The organism is Shewanella sp. CG12_big_fil_rev_8_21_14_0_65_47_15, assembly GCF_002783505.1.
In the GTDB taxonomy this organism is placed as follows: domain Bacteria; phylum Pseudomonadota; class Gammaproteobacteria; order Enterobacterales; family Shewanellaceae; genus Shewanella.
The window spans coordinates 73506-89579 of the sequence record NZ_PFGL01000049.1; the positions used below are offsets into that span (position 1 = coordinate 73506).

The window sequence follows — 16074 nt, forward strand, 5'->3', positions numbered from 1 at the left end:
CTAAGACTCCTGTTCGCCGCTGAAGTCAAACCACTCTTTATATTTGCGATCTAAGGTCTTACGGGATACACCTAGGTCACGTGCGGCGGCTGATTTATTACCAGAGTGCAGATCGACAACGCTGGTAACGTGATGTTTTTCAACATCTTTTAATGGCCAATCTAGGGGGTAACCCTGGGAAGATAAGGACTCGCTCTTAATCTGTTGCTTCCAATATTCCGCCGGAGGCTTGCCGAGTAAAATACAGCGTTCAATCATATTTCGCAGCTCACGGATATTTCCTGGCCACTCATGCTGTTGTAACTTCACCATATCCTCATGGCTCCACACGACTTCCCTCACGCCCAAATCGGCGGCCAATTGCCGAGTAAAATGATGGGTCAGTTCCACCACATCCTCAGGACGTTCGCGCAGGGGAGGAATTAAAATATCGAGCACATTCAAACGGTAATATAGATCACGGCGGAAATTTCCCGCTTCGACCTCCTCGACCAGTGTACGGTTAGTCGCGGCAATCACGCGGACATCAATATTGACCTCCTTCTCGCTGCCCACGGGACGAATCGCTTTCTGCTCCAATACTCTGAGTAGGGCCGTTTGCATTTTCAGTGGCATCTCGCCGATTTCATCGAGGAAAATCGTGCCACCGGAGGCAAAACTAAATAGCCCTTCACGATTGCCTTTCGCCCCGGTAAATGCCCCTGCGGTATGGCCAAATAATTCGCTCTCGAGTAACTCAGGTGCGATGGAACCACAATTGACGGGCACAAATGGCCCTTGGCGACCACTGAGTAGATGCAGTTGTCTTGCGACCAATTCTTTACCCGTACCGGACTCACCCTGAATGAGTACGACGGCATTGGTCGGCGCCACCCGCTCGATAATATGTTTGACCGACGTCATGGCCTCACTGCTACCAATAATGGTCGAGGAATAACCGATAGACACCTCACGACGCAGCATCAGATTTTCACGCTTAAGCAAACGACGCTCGATACAACGATCGACCGCCGACATCATCTGCTCAAGGTGGAAAGGCTTCATGATAAAGTCAGAAGCCCCGGCGCGAAGGGCGGTAATCGCCACTTCCATATCGGCATAACCCGTCATAAAAATAATATCCGAGCGGCGGCCCTGTTCATCTAAGGCTTCGTGCCACTCGATCCCAGAGCGGCCCGGTAGACGAATATCGACAATCAACAGGTCGAAATGGCACCGGCTACGCAACTGCTCCGCGTCTTCAATACTGCCAGCGGTTTCAACTAGGGCGAATTTCTTTGAAAGTGCCTTATTTAAAAAACTACGCATTCCGGGCTCATCGTCGACGATAAGCACTGAAACGGCCGAAGGAAGGGGCTTGAGGTTGTTATCTATCTGGCTCATAGTGATCACTTCTGGACATTTTGACTCAATTGCGACCAATTCTAGCATTGAAATTCGGCTAATAGGTCACTATGAACCATGAGAAGCGTGCGCTGCGACAATTTGTCTGCCGACTATTTGTTGGGCCTGAGATCAAGCTCACAGTTTAGATCGGCCAGTGAAGGGAAAAGGGCAATTATCAGCTTGGCATCTAAATTGCTTTCAATCGAACGCATTACAATTTCATCCGCTCAGTAGGCATTTGAGTCGGCCCCCTATTTTTCGCCAAGGAGTATCCATGCTAAACATGAAATCCCATATGAAGTCACTACTGGGCCTGGTTATTGCTGCCAGCATGCTCACCGTATTACCCGCTCAATCTGCCGAAGTCATTAAGCTAGCAACCACTACCAGTACTGAAAACTCAGGTTTGTTAAAAGAACTCCTGCCTAAGTTCGAGAGTGAATCGGGTTATCAAGTCCAAGTTATCGCAACAGGTACAGGTAAAGCCCTGAAACTGGGTGAGCAAGGCGATGTGGATCTCGTGATGACCCATGCTCCAAGTGCCGAAGCAAAATTTGTTGCCAATGGTTTTGGTGTTGAGCCCCGTGGCATTATGGAAAACGATTTCGTTGTCTTAGGCCCTAAAAACGATCCCGCTAAACTGCGCGATAGTAAAACCGCCGAAGAAGCCTTCGCTAAAGTCGCTAAATCAGGCTTACCTTTTGTGTCCCGTGGTGATAACTCTGGCACCCACATCAAAGAGTTGGAAGTGTGGAAAGCTGCGGGTGTGACGCCCGATTTCAAGGGCTATACCTCGGTAGGCCAAGGCATGGGTAAAACCCTGCTGATGGCAAATGAGTTACAAGGTTATACCCTGTCGGATCGTGGTACATTTGTGGCTTACAAGACTAAGCTAGATCTGGGCGTGGATTTCGATGGTGGCAAAACCCTAGCGAACCCTTACCAAGTAATCCTTATCAACCCTGCGAAATACCCAGATCTAAACCACAAGGGCGCTAAAGCATTCAGCGACTGGTTAATTAGTAAGGAAGGCCAAAGCATGATCAACAACTTCAAAGTTGAAGGCGAGCAACTGTTCAAGGCAACCTATAGCGAATGAACGACGGCTGGCTAGCACTGTTACAGCAGGCGTTGAGCCTGCTGTTTTCATTGGACCCCGACGTTTGGTCCATCATCTCTGTCTCGTTTACCGTTTCTTTCGCGGCGCTGCTCATCACCTTAGTCCCTTCTATGGTACTCGGCTTTGTGCTGGCCTTTTCCCCCTTTCGCGGCAAATGGTTAGTCACTAACTTAGTCCAAACCCTGCAATCTATCCCCACTGTGGTAATTGGTTTGCTGGTGTATTTACTCCTGACCCGCAACGGCCCACTGGGTGACTTAAAGTGGTTATTCACCCAAGAAGGTATGATCCTCGGGCAAATGCTGATCTGTGCGCCAGTGCTAATCGCCATGAGCCAAGCCGCCTTTACCAGCGTCGACCGCCGGGCATGGGAAACCTCACGCACCTTAGGCGCCTCCTGGGGACGAGCCGTGTGGACAGTCTGCCGTGAGCTGCGAATGCCCCTACTCTTAGCCATTGTCGCCGCCTTTAGTCGAATTCTGACCGAAGTAGGTTGCTCTATGATGGTTGGCGGCAATATTTTAAACGTGACCCGTAATATTCCCACCGCCATCGCGCTGGAAACCAGCAAAGGTGATTTTGCTCAAGCTATCGCCCTTGGACTCGTGCTGCTTATCTTGGCCTTGCTCCTTAACTTTGCTTTGGGTAGTTTACGGGGCAAAGCCATGCCAAGGAGCCATTAACCTATGACTCAGGTAAAACTCACCGCCCGAGACTTGGAAATGTCATTTGGCTCACGCCGACTCTTTCAAGCCGAGTTACTCGAATTGCGTCAGGGAGATGTGATTTATCTTCAGGGTGATAATGGATCGGGTAAATCCACCCTAATGAAAATTCTGGCGGGATTAATGCAACCCACCAAGGGAAATATCGAGGCCGCTGGCTTTGTCCGTCATGCCTGGTGGCAGCGTAATCCCCTGCTAGGTAAGGCTGTTTACCTGCATCAGCACCCTTATTTATTCGATGGCACAGTGGAGTACAACCTTAACTATGGCCTCAGTTTCAGCACTGAAGCTAAGACCAAGGCGAAACAGCGCACGGCGCAAGCCATTGATATGGCGCAGCTAGGTTCGCTATTACACGCTAGAGCAAGCAACCTATCCGGCGGCGAAAGGCAGCGCCTCGCCATTGCCCGCGCTTGGATACTGCAACCGACACTCCTGATGCTCGACGAGCCAACCTCCAATATGGACAAGGATTCCCAGGCACTGGTATTGCAGATGATCCAACAATTAAAACAAGAAGGCACAGGTATGCTGCTCAGTAGCCACCAAAATTGTGCTTTAACCGCTATCTGCAAGCAACAATGGCACATAGAGGGCGAACGAGTGCTAATCTCATCTCAGTCCATACAAACAACCCCAATTGAGGGATCTTTATATGTCGTTGCACATTGATGCTGTAATTCTCGCCGGTGGCATGGCACGCCGTATGGGAGGGGAGGATAAAGGTTTAGTCGAATTAAATGACAAGACCATGATTGAACACACGATTGACAGAATAAAACCTCAGGTTAAGGAGATCCTGATCAACGCAAATCGCAACCAAACACGGTATGCTGAGTTTGGTTTTAAGGTGATAAGCGATGAACATAGCGGTTTCCTCGGCCCTTTGGCTGGCATGATCACCGCTATGGGCCAGACCGAGGCAGACTATTTATTAGTCGTGCCCTGCGACTGCCCGTTACTGCCCCGGGATTTAGCCGCCCGCTTATTGGCGGCGATTGAAGCAAACGATGCAGAACTTGCCGTCGCCAGCGATGGTGAACGCGAGCAGCCCGTAGTGATGTTACTAAAACCGAGCTTGCGCGAGTCGATGACCGCCTTCCTAGAAGCCGGTGAGCGTAAAATTGATTTTTGGTATGCCAAACATCGCTTTGCCGTCGCGGCCTTTGCCGATCAACCCAACGCCTTTGTGAATGTGAATACGCCGGAACAAAAACAACGACTGGCGGCGGAAATAACTAAAAACTAAGGCCCCCATAACCCAGATTAGAGGTGCAAATGAGTAACCCCTTCGTCAATCCGCTCGCTATTCCCGTTCTCGGATTTTGTGCCTATAGTGGCACGGGGAAAACCACCTTACTCAAGCAGTTAATCCCCGAATTAAACCAACGGGGGCTACGTTTAGCCGTTATCAAACATGCCCACCATAACTTCGATGTGGATATCCCCGGTAAAGACAGTTATGAAATGCGTAAGGCTGGCGCGCGGCAAATGCTGGTCGCCTCCCATGTGCGTTGGGCGCTGATGACGGAAGATACACGCGATGGCGACCCTGAACTCGTCCATTTGCTAAAACAAATCGAGGCCGATAAAGTCGATATCGTCCTCGTGGAAGGTTTTAAGAAGCTCACATTACCTAAAATCGAATTACACCGCGCCGCCCACGACAAACCTTTTATCTACACCCAAGATGACAATATTCTCGCCATCGCCTGTTGCGATGATACTGAATTGCCGAGCGAGCTGCGCCGACTCGATCTGAACAATGTCAGCCAAATTGCCGACTTTGTGGTGGAATATGCCCGCAATTGGCAAGCACCTTGTATCAATCTACCGATCAACACCGTGGATGCCTGTGAAATAGGCAATGATAAAAATCTCACAGTGAGCCAAGGGTTAGCACAGATTTTGTCCCATGTGTCCCCAGTCACAGAGGTTGAAGCGCTTGACTTAGACGCCTTAGATCACCGCGTACTCGCCAGCGACAGTATTTCTCCCGTCGACGTACCACAGCAGACTAACTCGGCAATGGACGGTTACGCCTTTATTTATCAAGACCCTATGCCAGCAAGCCTTAAACTTGTCGGTGAAGTGCTTGCCGGGCATCACTATGCTGGCACCCTCAAGGTCGGCGAAACGGTGCGAATTATGACGGGCGCGCCAGTACCCGCAGGCGCCGATACTGTCCAACCCAGAGAACTGGCCCAAGAGGTCGATGGTCTTGTGAGCCTGCAGGGCCATATTGAGCTAGGTCAGCATGTTCGCCTCGCTGGGGAGGATATCGCCAAGGGACAAGTGGCACTCGCCAAAGCCACCCGCCTAGGCGCCGCCGAACAAGGTTTGCTCGCTTCCCTTGGGCTCAATAGTGTCAGTGTCTATCGTCACCCCACGGTTGCCGTGTTCTCTACCGGCGATGAAGTGAGCCAACCCGGCGATGAGTTAAAGGCTAACTGCATCTATGATTCAAATCGCTTTACTATCAAGGCGATGGCGAAGCGTTTAGGCTGTGAAGTCATAGATTTAGGCATCATTGAAGATTCAGAGACCGCCCTCGAAGCCACCCTTGCGCAGGCAGCAACCCAGGCCGATGTGGTGATTAGCTCAGGTGGGGTATCCGTGGGTGATGCCGATTATATTAAGGCTGTGCTCGCCCGCCTCGGCAATATCGATTTCTGGCGGATCAATATGCGCCCAGGCCGCCCGCTTGCCTTTGGTAAAATAGGGGAAGCGCTGTTCTTCGGTCTGCCGGGCAATCCCGTGGCCGTTATGGTGTCTTTCCTGCAATTTGTGCAGCCAGCACTGCGTAAACTAGGCGGTGAACTAAATTGGCAAGCGCCATTATTTCCAGCCATCACAGATGAAACGCTGCGAAGCCGCCAAGGTCGCACCGAGTTTATTCGCGGTATTTATCACCTAGGCAAAGACGGACGCCTACACGTGAGCAGCACGGGCAACCAAGGTTCGGGCATGTTAAGTTCCATGGTCACAGGAAATTGCCTTATCATCATTGGCGATGAGGCCGAAGTGGTGAATACAGGCGAAACCGTGTTTATTCAACCCTTTGCGGATTTACTTTAGGAGCCAGTGAGCACCTATGAGTTTACTAGTAGATCCCTTTGGCCGCAGGGTCGAATATTTAAGGCTTTCGGTCACCGACCGCTGCGACTTTCGCTGCATCTATTGCATGACCGAAGATCCCTGTTTTCTGCCTAGGGACCAAGTGTTGCACCTCGAAGAGTTAGCTTGGATTGCCCAAGCCTTTACCGAGCTAGGCGTGACAAAAATCCGCCTAACCGGGGGCGAGCCCTTAGTGCGTACCGATTGCGATCAGCTTGTCAGTCTGCTCGGCAAACTTCCCGGACTCAGGGATTTGTCCATGACGACGAACGGCTCGAGGCTGACTAAGCTTGCTAAACCTATGTTCGATGCGGGATTAACACGCCTCAACATCAGCCTAGACACCTTAAATCCAACCCTTTTTACCCAATTAACCCGCAACGGTAAGCTCGAACGAGTTATCGAAGGTATCGATGCCGCCATTGCCGCCGGCTTTGAGCGTATTAAGATCAATGCCGTTATTTTAAAACAGCAAAATGATAATGAAGTCATCGATCTAGTGGAATTTTGCCGCGAGCGCAACTTAGATATCGCCTTTATCGAAGAAATGCCCCTCGGCGAAATCGATGAACGTAAGCGCGCCCGCCACTGCAGCAGTGAGGAAGTCAAAGCCATCATAGAAACGCGCTATCCACTCAAACTCTCCGATAAGCGCACCGGCGGCCCAGCGCGATATTACACTATGGCCAACAGCCCAATCCATATCGGTTTTATCTCGCCCCATAGCCACAACTTTTGCCATGAGTGCAACAGGGTCAGAGTCACTGTCGAAGGTCAATTACTACTCTGTTTGGGTAACGAACATGCCATTGATCTTAAAAGCATAGTGCGTCAGTTCCCTGGAGATATTGAGAGGCTTAAGGCCGCCATTCTCGCGGGCATTAACCTTAAGCCCAAACAACATGAGTTCGATCATAACGCGGTGCAAATCCTACGTTTTATGAATGCAACGGGTGGCTAACCACAGAGTTCAAATCCCTCGCAGGACTAGCATCTCACTTTGGGCGTGATAAACTCGGGTATTATCCCCTACTCGTTGTCGCGCATTATCATGGCCCTAACTCGTAAACAGTGGAATAACATCATTATTTTAGCCTGCATCTTTATGATTGCAGTGCTCACTTTTATGGATAGAAAAACCCATAATATTCCCAGTGATGCAAAGCGGCTGTTTGACGATAATGCCCCGCTTGCACAGTTGCAACTCGATGGCATGTGGCTGCATAAGCAAGCCGCACAATGGGAGTGCGATACTAAAGTACTCAACTGTGATGAATGGGCAAATGCGTGGCAAACGGTACTGGTATCCCCTTTAGCGACAGCACCACAATCTACAGATAAACCACAGGAATTAGTGATTCAGATCGCCGATATTGCCGATCCGCAACTGTGGCTTTATTTCCCCATTGAGGGCACCTTAAAATCTCCCGCGGGTAATTGGTACATAGTGCCACCGAGTTTACGCGCCAAACTACAACCTATCATCGATGCCAAACCCGCGGCTTAATGCGGCCAAATTGACTTAAGATAAGAAAGAATCCATGCCGGAATTACCAGAAGTTGAAGTCACCCGCCAGGGTATTGCACCCTTCCTTGTCGAGCAAACCGTAGTTGATCTTGTGATCCGTAATGGCTCACTGCGCTGGCCAGTACCAGCAATCGCCAAACAAATTATCGGCCAAGTCATACGTCAGGTCCGCCGCCGGGCCAAGTACCTGTTAATCGACACGGACGCGGGCACTAGCATAGTGCACTTAGGCATGTCGGGCAGTTTACGAATTTTGCCCCACGACACCCCAGTGGAAAAGCATGACCATATCGACTTAGTGCTCGCCAACGGCCGCATTTTGCGCTTTAACGATCCTAGACGTTTTGGTGCTTGGCTCTGGTGTGAACTCCCGGAAGAGGCCCATCCATTACTGGCAAAACTCGGCCCGGAACCCCTAACCAATGCCTTTAATGTCAATCAATTAGCCACAGCTTTAGCGGGCAAAAAAAAGGCCATTAAGCTCTGTTTGATGGATAACCACATAGTCGTCGGAGTGGGCAATATTTATGCTAACGAAGCCCTGTTTGCCGCGGGTATTCACCCCGAAGCCGAAGCAGGTAAAATCGATATCGAGCGTTTGACCATTTTAGTTGCCGAAGTGAAGCAAATCCTCGCCCATGCGATTAAGCAAGGCGGCACTACGCTGAAAGACTTCACCAATGCCGATGGTAAACCCGGCTACTTCGCCCAAAAACTGCATGTGTATGGCCGCGGTGGTGAAACCTGCACGAGCTGCGGCAACCTACTGAGTGAAATCCGTTTAGGCCAGCGCACCACTGTCTTTTGTGGAATTTGTCAGGCACGCTAAATAGCCGTTTCAAATTGTTGATCACTTTATAGGGCGAGCAGGTTATCGGTAAGCAGGCCCTCTGCGCCATGAATGGCGCGGTGGAGCCCTCAGGGAAGAGTTCATGGCGTGCCTGTGTGCGATACCCTGCGATGTGGCTAATTTGAATCCATTATTTAGCGCTATCAAAAATGCCTGCAAATTGCAGGCATTTTGCGTTTATTCCTTTAGCCAACGCCCAGGATGATCGGTAAAGTAACGATATTCCCGCGTTGGCGATGCGCACTCTGGCGTCATTTCCGAGGCCGAGAGCAAGATCCACTCATCTCGGTGGGCAATGCCCATGCTCTTGCCACCTTTAATATTGAAACAACTCAGTTTTGCCCCGCTTGGCACTAATAGATAACGCTGTTTGTTTTCCTGCATCCATTGCCATGCATTGCGCTCTTGCTCTTCAACGGGGGCTAAATAACTAAAGTGCGTCACACTCATAGGCGAGAACAAAATAAACTGCTCTTTAAAGTTCACTAAGCCTAACTCGGCATCTTCACCAATCACTGCTGCGGCATGCAACATCAAATTCCTTGGGGTTCGCATCTCGTCGAGCATAGCGTATCCCCAAGTACTGACGAGCACCCAACCTAGGGCAGAGACAATACCCACCTTCACTAGGGCAAACTGTTTGCGTGTGAGCCAAAGCAGCAAAAACCACAACAGGCCAAGCAAAATAAAGAGATAGCCAATCCCTGTTAAATCATCGGTATAGTCAGCAAGGGCTTTAACTAGTGCGGAATGATGAATCAATGCCAGCACCCCCGCCAATAACACCACCCCACCTAAAAACCACAGTACTCCACTGACTAGTTTTTCAAACCAAACCTTAGGCGAAACCCCAGTTAATACTGCCGAAGCCACAAGGGCTAACATAGGTAATGCGGGCAGAATATACACATTGCGCTTACCCGGGCTAATGCTAAAAAACAACACCACCAACGCCACCCAAATCAGTAAAATCGCAATCTTAGGATCGGCCTTAACCTTCTGTACCCATAGCTTCCAATAAGCGATCACCAGCAGTGAAATCGGGAACCACATCCACGGAATAACACTTAAAATAAAGAAATACCAAGGCTTAATATGATGCCAGGCGTTGACATAACGCTCACCGGTTTGCTTAAACAAGATATTGTTTTGGTAGGCGACAAGCTCAGGCGTACCATGGGCTTGCACTGTTAGCACCATAGGCACTAGCCAGCAGGCAATCACCGCCAGCATGGCCAAAGGCCCCGCAAGACATAACCAAGTCAAACGCCCTTGAAAACGGCTTCTATCTTTAACGGCATAAATACCGATAGGAACTAACATCAACAGCGGTAAAAATCCCACGCCTTTAGTGATAACGCCCAGTCCCATAAAACCCCAGCCAATAAAATACCAGCGCCACTGGGGGCCGAGCATAAAGTGGCGGATCAGGCCGTAACATCCCACAGTGATCCAACACATCACCATGGCATCTATCTGAGCGTTTTTAACCTGCATTAAAAACTGCGGCACAATCAAGAGTAGTAAGGCGGCATTACGGCCTACACGCACACTCCATAGTTTTGCACCAAGATCATACACTAGGAATACGGTCAACAGGCCACACAGAGCATTGGGCAATAAAAAGGCGAACTTAAGGGAGCCCGTCAGTTGGTAAAATAGGGCGATGGCCCACATAAACACCGGTGGTTTATCGGGATAGTATTCGCCGCCTCGGGTCGGAAATAACCACTGCCCCGATGCCACCATTTCCCGCGCGACCTCGACAAAGCGTGGCTCGTCGGCAGGCCAGGGAGAGCGAAAACCAATCCCAACCAGCAAAATCAATAAACTCATCAAGAGTAAAGGCCAGAGTACCTGGTAATAATCTTCACTATTGAAACGGCGCTCGAGTGCTTCCATTGCAGGGTCCTTATTCTTCGGTTTCCAATTCATCCACCTGTTTACGCAGGCTAGAACGGTACAAATACGCGCCAATCAGGCTAGATAAGATAAATAAACCTATGCTGATCCCCAGCTGATTATGATCGGATAAGCCTATGCCAGCGCCCGCAAAACTAAAAATTAGCATCTGCGGCAAATAACCTAATACACTGCCCAGCATAAATCCCCCTGCGGGAACGTGGGTTGCCCCCGCGAACAGATTAGTGAGTAAGTTACTGCCAACGGGCAACAGGCGGATCATCAAGACTTTCAGCCAAGTTTTGTTGATAATCAGGGCTTCAAACTTTTGTAGGCGCTTACCAAAACGATGTTGTAAGCTACTGCGGATGGTTAATCTCGCCACATAGAAGGCAAATACGCAGCCCAGTAAGGCGGCCAACGTCGAAAAAATACCACCATAAAGACCGCCTAAGGCAAAGCCAAAAACAAAGGCAATGACTTGCCTCGGCCCTCCCACTGCGGTAAAAAAGGCACCAACCACTAGTAAAACTAAGAGCGCAAACACCCCCCTGTCGGCAATAAAGCGCGCGACCCAGTTGCTATCGGTTAAATGCTCAAACATCCCCTGCTGGACGGCAAACATCAGTACCAGCAGGATGAAGACGATAAACACCGCCTTATAAAATCGCTTCATTGTCAGTCGCGCCAGCTTGCTTGACTGCGAGCAACCCTAGCAATCTTCGCCCTACGCCCGAGCCACATCACGCCCATGATATCGACTATGCCGACCCAGGCGCGATTCCAAGCAGTGTACTTAGAGACACCGACCTGACGATCCCTGTGATTGACCACAGAAATAAAAATCTCCCCGCCCATACGGCGTACTAATGCAGGAATGTATCTGTGCATATGATCGAAATAAGGTAAACGCAGGAAGGTTTCACGGGGGAAGAGTTTAAGACCGCAGCCAGTATCGGGCACGCCATCATGTAAGAGCGCATCACGCACCTTATTGGCGAAGCGAGATTGAAATCGCTTCCATGCCGTATCTTTACGATTTTTACGGTAGCCTGCAATACAAAAATGCTCGGTATGGATATGGGGTAATTGGGCAAGCATGGCCGGAATATCGGCGGGATCATTTTGCCCATCCGCATCTAAGGTCACAATGTACTTGCCGCGGGCATGTAAGACACCAGTGGAAATCGCTGTGCTTTGCCCAGTGCTGCGCTCATGGCGAATCGCTTTAGCATCGCATTGCTGCGAAGTGGCGGTGCGCATCACTTCACCAAAGGTATCGTCTTGACTGCCATCGTCGACGACGAGAATCTCAAACTCAGTCACACCTTTGAGGGCATGGCATATCTCTTCCATCAGAGGGCCAATATTACCTACCTCATCTTTAGCAGGGATCACGATAGAAATCAATTCAAGACTCCAAAACTTTAACACCATCAATACGGTATCATATGATTATTGCAAAAGAAAAATCTGTCTTGATAGAGTGTTATTGAATCAAACAGAATGCAAGCTGGGTATTGTAAACGAGGAAAATATTCCAAGAAAAGACTGAATTTGGAACTGTCGCTTTCATTTGATTGCGCTTTTTTGTAATAAGACTATGGTACTTTACTAGGAACAAAAGGTATGGCATCGGAGCTATCTATGAATATCGTTGTTGTGGGGATGGGTTACGTTGGTCTATCAAATGCTGTCCTGTTAGCCCAGCAAAACCGGGTCACCGCCATCGATTTATCACCGGAACGTGTCGCACAAGTTAACGCACATAGGTCAACCGTTGTCGATGAGTTAATCGAAGATTACCTGAAAAACAAATCGCTGAATTTAACCGCAACAACACAGAACGAGGCCTTTCAATCGGCCGACTTTGTGATGATTGCCACCCCAACGGACTATGATCCCCAGACCAATTACTTTAATACCCAGTCGGTTGAAAATGTCGCTAGGGATGTCCTAGCCGCAAATCCAAATACGACTATCATCATTAAATCGACCATCCCCGTTGGCTTTACTGCGGCCCTGAGACAAAAACTCAATAGTGATAATATCCTGTTCTCCCCTGAGTTTTTACGCGAAGGTAAAGCCTTGTATGACAATCTTCACCCCTCGAGGATTGTCGTCGGTGAACGCTCAGCCCGAGCCCAAGCCTTTGCCAATCTCTTAGCCAAGGCGGCAATCAAACAAGATATTCCTATTTTGCTCACCGACAGTACCGAGGCAGAAGCGATTAAGTTGTTTGCCAATACGTTTCTCGCCATGCGAGTCGCATACTTTAATGAACTCGATACCTACGCCCAGAGCCGAGGCCTAAACACGCGCCAAATTATTGAGGGAGTGAGCCTCGATCCCCGTATCGGCAACTATTACAACAATCCTTCCTTCGGTTATGGTGGATACTGCCTGCCCAAAGACACTAAACAGTTGCTGGCAAACTACAATGATGTGCCGAACAATCTGATCAGTGCCATCGTCGACTCGAATACCACCCGTAAAGATTTTATTGCCGATGCGATTATCCGCAAGCGACCCAAATGCGTCGGTATATATCGTTTGATCATGAAAGCCGACTCAGATAACTTCCGCGCCTCAGCCGTGCAAGGCGTGATGAAACGTATCAAGGCCAAAGGTATCGAAGTCGTAGTCTATGAGCCAGTGCTCAAGGAAGATGAGTTTTTTAAATCGAGAGTCATTCGAGATTTAAATGAATTTAAAGCCATGTGCGATGTAATAGTCTCCAATCGCATGGCCGACGAACTCACCGATGTTGCAGACAAAGTCTATACCCGAGATCTGTTCCACCAGGATTAATGCTCAACCATTGAGCCGACAGTAAAAGGTTTAACATGAAATACTTAGTCACAGGTGCCGCGGGATTTATTGGCGCCAAAGTCAGTGAACGTCTATGTGCCCTCGGCCACGACGTTATCGGCATTGATAATCTTAATGACTACTACGATGTAGGACTCAAACTAGCCCGTCTTGCACCCTTACGGGCCTTAGAGAATTTCCGTTTTATCAAACTGGATCTCGCCGACCGAGAAGGGATTGCCGCCCTGTTTGCCCAACATGGTTTTCAACGGGTGATCCATTTGGCGGCCCAAGCGGGGGTGCGTTACTCACTCGACAATCCCTTGGCCTATGCCGATAGCAACCTAGTGGGACACCTGACGATTTTAGAGGGCTGTCGCCATCACCAAATTGAGCATCTCGTCTATGCTTCATCTTCGTCTGTATATGGGTTAAATCAGAAGATGCCCTTCTCCACCGAAGACAGCATAGATCATCCGATTTCCCTCTACGCGGCAACGAAAAAAGCCAATGAGTTGATGTCCCACACTTACTCACATTTATACCAGTTGCCCACCACTGGACTGCGCTTCTTCACTGTCTATGGCCCCTGGGGACGCCCGGATATGGCTTTGTTTAAATTCACTAAAGCCATACTCGCGGGTGAAGTTATCGATGTGTATAACCATGGCGACTTAAGCCGTGATTTTACCTATATTGATGATATTGTTGAGGGAATTATTAGAGTCCAGGACAAGCCACCCAGCCCAACGCCAGGCTGGACAGTAGAAACAGGCTCGCCCGCCACCAGCAGTGCCCCCTATCGCGTCTTTAACATAGGAAACGGTAGCCCAGTGCAATTACTCGATTTTATTACTGCACTCGAACATGCTCTCGGGATAGAGGCGAAGAAGAATCTCTTACCAATGCAACCCGGCGATGTGCACGCCACTTGGGCGGACACGAGCGATCTCTTTAACGCCGTGGGTTATAGGCCACAGGTGGATATCAACACGGGGGTCGGGAAATTTGTGGACTGGTATCGCCAATTTTACAATCAGTAATATTAGCGGTAATAAAAAAGCCTGCATTTTGCAGGCTTTTGTTTTAACAATTAAAAACGATATTCAAAACTACTAAAAAGCGTGCCATTGGTCTCGTTTTCTTGAAGTTCAAACTCAGATCTGGACACAGTGCCCCCTAGACTCCACATCCCTTTCCACACTGGCATGCGGTAGGACAGTTCTAACATCAACAAATCTTCCTTCGGCGGTTGTGGTGCCCAGGTCGTTGCCGCGTTAGTACCGTCCTTATTTAATTGCGCATAACGTAGCAGAGAGGTAAAGCCACGGCTATTGCTAAACTGGCCGACTAAGCCAAGCACAAAGGTTTGGGCATCGCTGTCATAGGTTGAGCCTAAAGCACGGCCATAGTAACGAGCACCGCTCAGATAAACCGGGTCCTCATAGAAGCAATTAGCACTGTCACCATCACACTTAACATAGGTATCCGAGTATTCCATAAACAGCTTAAACTGCTTACCCGTAGTACCAAAATGGGTATCCATCCCCCAGAGGGAACCACAGTCGCTGCCATTCTCGCAGCTACGTTCTAGGTATAATCCCACGGGAATATCCTGCCAAGTGTCGGCATAGCGAAGATCAATACTCTGCGTTCTGTGGCCCGCATCCCGACGCTGATCGGGGGCGCAATCGTTGGAACCATCAATACAAACCGAATTACTCGCAACCGCATCCCACCAGGAACTCAAGTTACACTCTTGCCCTTCGCCACAAAACAGAGTCGACCAGGCGAGGCCGATTTCAACTTGCTTTATGGGCTTGGCACTGAGGCGCATATCCCACAATGCCGTTTTAGGCACGGCACGTTCGGCTTCGGTGAGGCTAAATCCGGTCTTAAATGTCCAGGGACCAACCCAAGATAACCAAGGCGTTTCAAAGGCCGCGGCGTTGTTGCGGCTCAAAGAGAGTGACTGCATGGAACGGGCGTTATTCGAACGGTGTAGTGCAGAGTCGAACCCCGCTCCCCACCACTGCTCAACCGAGCCTAAAGTCGCAATCCAGTTGCCCATGATGACCGCAAAATAGGAATCATCGAGTCGAAAGTTTTTATTATCTTGGGGATCATAGGTTTCTGTCACTGTCGTCTTGTAAGCAATGCGCGAACCTAAATACTCATAGGACCCCTTCACTTCACCCTTCTCGCGGTATTCAGAACCATAGTGCTGAAACCTTGCCGGATCCGTCGCCGCTGAGACTTTCACTCTGGCATTGCCGCGATTCTCGACCGCATTGTGGTAATAGAAGTTAACGCGGGCAAAGGCTTGCACTAATGCTGGCGAAAGGAGTTCTGGCTCGACGTTCGCTAAATCGCCACCTATTCCCGACCACATCAAGGGGAAAGTATTCACAGGCACAGTGATCACCCCCGCATCGGCCAATGCTTGAATATCGGCTCGAAGATAAATATCCGAGGCATCCACCCAAGGCGCAGCGGCGAGTGTAGAGCAAAACAGTAAGCCAGAGACAACGCTAGTAGCGAGGATAGTGGGGGTAAAAAAAGCCTTCATAACATCCTTTTCATTATCATCGCGAGGTCACAATGCCTCAAAATTAACATAAAAATACCACAAAAG

General features: G+C 49.5%; 15 protein-coding genes. 10 read left to right on the forward strand and 5 right to left on the reverse strand.

What is annotated here, in order from left to right; translation table 11 throughout:
• On the reverse strand, positions 1 to 1431 hold the full coding sequence (locus tag COW15_RS13850; RefSeq protein ID WP_293633109.1) for a sigma-54 dependent transcriptional regulator: 1431 nt from the start codon (positions 1429 to 1431) through the stop codon (positions 1 to 3).
• Between the two features lie 229 nt (positions 1432 to 1660).
• Here COW15_RS13850 and COW15_RS13855 point away from each other — a divergent pair, with 229 nt between their 5' ends.
• The 8 genes from COW15_RS13855 to mutM all read left to right on the forward strand — a co-directional run bounded on the left by COW15_RS13855 (position 1661) and on the right by mutM (position 8705).
• On the forward strand, positions 1661 to 2485 hold the full coding sequence (locus COW15_RS13855) for a substrate-binding domain-containing protein (RefSeq protein WP_293633110.1): 825 nt from the start codon (positions 1661 to 1663) through the stop codon (positions 2483 to 2485).
• Positions 2482 to 3189 carry an ABC transporter permease gene (locus COW15_RS13860; RefSeq protein ID WP_293633111.1) on the forward strand — a complete coding sequence of 236 codons (708 nt, stop codon included), beginning with the start codon at positions 2482 to 2484 and terminating at the stop codon, positions 3187 to 3189. Before COW15_RS13855 ends, COW15_RS13860 begins: the two co-directional genes overlap by 4 nt.
• A gap of 3 nt (positions 3190 to 3192) precedes the next feature.
• Complete coding sequence (locus tag COW15_RS13865; protein WP_293633112.1) at positions 3193 to 3903, forward strand: energy-coupling factor ABC transporter ATP-binding protein; 711 nt, start codon at positions 3193 to 3195, stop codon at positions 3901 to 3903.
• The gene (gene mobA / locus COW15_RS13870; RefSeq protein WP_293633113.1) at positions 3887 to 4480 is read left to right on the forward strand and encodes a molybdenum cofactor guanylyltransferase MobA; all 594 of its coding nucleotides are present in this window, start codon (positions 3887 to 3889) and stop codon (positions 4478 to 4480) included. The genes COW15_RS13865 and mobA overlap by 17 nt, the downstream gene beginning before the upstream one ends.
• 29 nt (positions 4481 to 4509) lie before the next feature.
• Entirely contained in the window at positions 4510 to 6309 is a 1800-nt protein-coding gene (locus tag COW15_RS13875; protein WP_293633114.1) for a bifunctional molybdopterin-guanine dinucleotide biosynthesis adaptor protein MobB/molybdopterin molybdotransferase MoeA, read from the forward strand.
• Between the two features lie 16 nt (positions 6310 to 6325).
• Positions 6326 to 7309, forward strand: coding sequence for a GTP 3',8-cyclase MoaA (gene moaA / locus COW15_RS13880; protein ID WP_293633115.1), 984 nt, complete (start codon positions 6326 to 6328; stop codon positions 7307 to 7309).
• Positions 7310 to 7399: 90 nt separating this feature from the next.
• On the forward strand, positions 7400 to 7855 hold the full coding sequence (locus tag COW15_RS13885; protein WP_293633116.1) for a hypothetical protein: 456 nt from the start codon (positions 7400 to 7402) through the stop codon (positions 7853 to 7855).
• A gap of 34 nt (positions 7856 to 7889) precedes the next feature.
• Positions 7890 to 8705, forward strand: coding sequence for a bifunctional DNA-formamidopyrimidine glycosylase/DNA-(apurinic or apyrimidinic site) lyase (mutM, locus tag COW15_RS13890; RefSeq protein ID WP_293633117.1), 816 nt, complete (start codon positions 7890 to 7892; stop codon positions 8703 to 8705).
• Positions 8706 to 8903: 198 nt separating this feature from the next.
• Here mutM and COW15_RS13895 read toward each other — a convergent pair whose 3' ends face one another.
• From COW15_RS13895 to COW15_RS13905, 3 genes are read right to left on the reverse strand one after another with little or no spacing between them, the layout of a single operon-like run.
• A complete protein-coding gene (locus COW15_RS13895; protein ID WP_293633118.1) occupies positions 8904 to 10628 on the reverse strand; it encodes a glycosyltransferase family 39 protein in 1725 nt (574 codons plus the stop codon).
• A gap of 10 nt (positions 10629 to 10638) precedes the next feature.
• Entirely contained in the window at positions 10639 to 11304 is a 666-nt protein-coding gene (locus tag COW15_RS13900) for a VTT domain-containing protein (RefSeq protein WP_293633119.1), read from the reverse strand.
• A 2-nt stretch (positions 11305 to 11306) separates the two neighbouring features.
• Positions 11307 to 12038: a glycosyltransferase family 2 protein gene (locus tag COW15_RS13905; protein ID WP_293633148.1), complete on the reverse strand. Its 732-nt coding sequence runs from the start codon at positions 12036 to 12038 to the stop codon at positions 11307 to 11309.
• Positions 12039 to 12275: 237 nt separating this feature from the next.
• Between COW15_RS13905 and COW15_RS13910 the strand changes: the two genes are divergently transcribed.
• Both COW15_RS13910 and COW15_RS13915 read left to right on the forward strand, forming a co-directional pair.
• Positions 12276 to 13439: a nucleotide sugar dehydrogenase gene (locus COW15_RS13910; protein ID WP_293633120.1), complete on the forward strand. Its 1164-nt coding sequence runs from the start codon at positions 12276 to 12278 to the stop codon at positions 13437 to 13439.
• 35 nt (positions 13440 to 13474) lie between these two features.
• A complete protein-coding gene (locus COW15_RS13915) occupies positions 13475 to 14482 on the forward strand; it encodes an NAD-dependent epimerase (protein WP_293633121.1) in 1008 nt (335 codons plus the stop codon).
• A 50-nt stretch (positions 14483 to 14532) separates the two neighbouring features.
• Here the strand turns inward: COW15_RS13915 and COW15_RS13920 are convergent, their stop codons facing one another.
• Positions 14533 to 16008, reverse strand: a complete 1476-nt coding sequence (locus tag COW15_RS13920) for a capsule assembly Wzi family protein (RefSeq protein WP_293633122.1) — start codon at positions 16006 to 16008, stop codon at positions 14533 to 14535.
• Positions 16009 to 16074 lie beyond the last annotated feature (66 nt).

Coding starts and splice junctions, on each gene's coding strand:
- COW15_RS13910 (WP_293633120.1), top strand. CDS start 12,276: ATGAATATCGTTGTTGTGGGGATGGGTTACGTTGGTCTATCAAATGCT.
- COW15_RS13895 (WP_293633118.1), bottom strand. CDS start 10,628: ATGGAAGCACTCGAGCGCCGTTTCAATAGTGAAGATTATTACCAGGTA.
- COW15_RS13855 (WP_293633110.1), top strand. CDS start 1,661: ATGCTAAACATGAAATCCCATATGAAGTCACTACTGGGCCTGGTTATT.
- COW15_RS13900 (WP_293633119.1), bottom strand. CDS start 11,304: ATGAAGCGATTTTATAAGGCGGTGTTTATCGTCTTCATCCTGCTGGTA.
- COW15_RS13920 (WP_293633122.1), bottom strand. CDS start 16,008: ATGAAGGCTTTTTTTACCCCCACTATCCTCGCTACTAGCGTTGTCTCT.
- moaA (WP_293633115.1), top strand. CDS start 6,326: ATGAGTTTACTAGTAGATCCCTTTGGCCGCAGGGTCGAATATTTAAGG.
- COW15_RS13875 (WP_293633114.1), top strand. CDS start 4,510: ATGAGTAACCCCTTCGTCAATCCGCTCGCTATTCCCGTTCTCGGATTT.
- mobA (WP_293633113.1), top strand. CDS start 3,887: ATGTCGTTGCACATTGATGCTGTAATTCTCGCCGGTGGCATGGCACGC.
- COW15_RS13860 (WP_293633111.1), top strand. CDS start 2,482: ATGAACGACGGCTGGCTAGCACTGTTACAGCAGGCGTTGAGCCTGCTG.
- COW15_RS13885 (WP_293633116.1), top strand. CDS start 7,400: ATGGCCCTAACTCGTAAACAGTGGAATAACATCATTATTTTAGCCTGC.
- COW15_RS13850 (WP_293633109.1), bottom strand. CDS start 1,431: ATGCTAGAATTGGTCGCAATTGAGTCAAAATGTCCAGAAGTGATCACT.
- COW15_RS13865 (WP_293633112.1), top strand. CDS start 3,193: ATGACTCAGGTAAAACTCACCGCCCGAGACTTGGAAATGTCATTTGGC.
- COW15_RS13915 (WP_293633121.1), top strand. CDS start 13,475: ATGAAATACTTAGTCACAGGTGCCGCGGGATTTATTGGCGCCAAAGTC.
- mutM (WP_293633117.1), top strand. CDS start 7,890: ATGCCGGAATTACCAGAAGTTGAAGTCACCCGCCAGGGTATTGCACCC.